2 protein-coding genes are annotated in these 2,084 nt (G+C 44.2%); both read left to right on the forward strand.

The annotated features are described in order from the left end of the window. Positions 1 to 40 precede the first annotated feature (40 nt). Entirely contained in the window at positions 41 to 1,030 is a 990-nt protein-coding gene (locus VN429_RS01265; RefSeq protein WP_325628946.1) for an ATP-binding cassette domain-containing protein, read from the forward strand. Then, positions 1,027 to 1,782 carry an ABC transporter permease gene (locus VN429_RS01270; RefSeq protein ID WP_325628948.1) on the forward strand — a complete coding sequence of 252 codons (756 nt, stop codon included), beginning with the start codon at positions 1,027 to 1,029 and terminating at the stop codon, positions 1,780 to 1,782. Before VN429_RS01265 ends, VN429_RS01270 begins: the two co-directional genes overlap by 4 nt. The last annotated feature ends 302 nt before the right edge of the window (positions 1,783 to 2,084 follow it).

Here is a 2,084-nt window from a genome sequence, read left to right on the forward strand (position 1 = left end):
CGATCATCTCCCCCTTTCATATCAATAATCTGTATAGAACATGACACCAATTATCAAAACAATCAACCTAACAAAAATATTTGGTACTAACACTGCTGTCAATACCATATCACTTGAGGTTCACAAAGGCGAGGTCTTCGGTCTCCTCGGTCCGAACGGTGCAGGAAAAACGACTCTCCTTTCCATGCTCTGCACCATTTTAAAGCCAACGTCGGGCACCGCTGTCATTAACGGGTATGATATCATCCAGAGCAGTGCTATGGTCAGGCGATCGATAGGAATCGTCTTCCAGGATCCCAGTGTTGATACAGACATGACATCAAGGGAAAACCTGCAGATGCATGCCGATCTCTATGATGTCCCCGTATCAGAGCAGGCATCACGGATACAGGAAGTGCTGACTCTTGTCCAGCTCGAAGACCGGGCAGATCAATTTCTTAAAACATACTCTGGTGGAATGAGAAGGCGTCTTGAGATCGCCCGTGGACTATTGCACTATCCTCGTGTCCTTTTCCTTGATGAACCAACCATCGGGCTCGATCCCCAGAGCCGTGAACATATCTGGTCATATATCCGGCAACTTCGGGAGCGGGAAGATATGACGCTCATTCTTACAACCCATTACATGGAGGAGGCAGACGAACTCTGCGACCGAATAGCCATTATTGATCATGGAACTATTGTAGCCCTTGATACACCATCTGCCCTGAAGCAGACTGTTGGAAGTGAGATGATCCTTCTAAAAACAGATGACCCTGAAAAACTTCAGAGTCTCCTTGTTCACATTCCAGAGATCGATACTATCAGGGCAATTGATAATGAAGTCAGGATATCAGTTACCAATGCCGATGATGAACTCCCCAGGATCATGGAGATTGCCTTCAGGGAAGGAGTTCACATGAGTTCAGTCCATCTTTCACGCCCTGACATGAACGATGTCTTCATGCATTACACAGGAAGAGAGATCAGGGAGGAAGGTCCTGAGTCGATCTCAAAAATGAGAATGATGAGACGGAGGAGCAGAAGATGAGTGAATTTCGTGGAATTTACACCCTTTGGCTCCGTGAAGTCAAGAAATTTGTCAGGGAAAAATCCCGGCTCGTGAATGCTTTTGTCCAGCCACTGCTCTGGCTCTTTATCTTCGGAACTGGCATGCGATTCTCAGCAACAGTACCTGGAGTGAACTATCAGGAGTTTATATTTCCCGGTCTCGTCTGTCAGGCGATGCTCTTCACTGCAATGTTTCTGGGAATCCACATAATCTGGGACCGGGAATTTGGTTTTTTAAAAGAGATCCTGGTCTCCCCATTATCACGTCCATCAATATTTCTTGGAAAGATGCTTGGTGTCAGCACCGATGTCATGATTCAGGGAATTATTATCTTTCCTTTTGCTTTTCTTATCGGAGCACATATAAGTGTTATAGTATTTTTCCTGACCCTCCCGGTCATGCTCCTTATCACCTTCGGACTGGTTTGCATCGGCCTTACATTTGCAAGCCTGATGAAAAGTTTCGAAGGATTCGGACTTGTTCAGACGTTTATCAACATGCCGATGTTTTTCCTGAGCGGTGCATTGTTTCCGCTCAACAATGTTCCACAGTGGCTTCAGGTCGTGAGTCTGGTAAACCCGCTCACCTATGGTGTCGATGCTTTGAGAACAGTTATGATCGGTCCTTCATGGAAAGGAGTTGCACCGATATCAGTTGATATCGCAGTTCTTATTGTCTTTGATGCTGTCATGTTTACACTTGGAACGTGGGCATTCAGCAGGACTGAGTAATGTGAGTATTATCCCACAGATTTATGTTCAAAGAACTACATCAAAAAAGGGTCTGATGTCGTTTTTTCCCTAAAGCGGAAAAAAATACACATCAGGAAGATGAATATTTGATTAGAAAATTACGACGTAATATGCCTGAAATCGTATATAATGAAGATAAAAAGGATCTTCCAATACATCAATTGCATTCACTGTTCATGTCAGCAGGGTGGATTTGTGAACCTGATACAGAAGAGATGATTTCCAATTTTAATCTGCCTTTTATCAATTCGACTCTTGTAATATCAGCATGGTACGAGGAG

The sequence above is a fragment of the Methanospirillum sp. genome, assembly GCF_035560735.1.
Taxonomy (GTDB): domain Archaea; phylum Halobacteriota; class Methanomicrobia; order Methanomicrobiales; family Methanospirillaceae; genus Methanospirillum.

Bases quoted from the DNA above. Each gene is read 5' to 3' on its own strand.
- VN429_RS01270 (WP_325628948.1), top strand. From the start codon at position 1,027: ATGAGTGAATTTCGTGGAATTTACACCCTTTGGCTCCGTGAAGTCAAG.
- VN429_RS01265 (WP_325628946.1), top strand. From the start codon at position 41: ATGACACCAATTATCAAAACAATCAACCTAACAAAAATATTTGGTACT.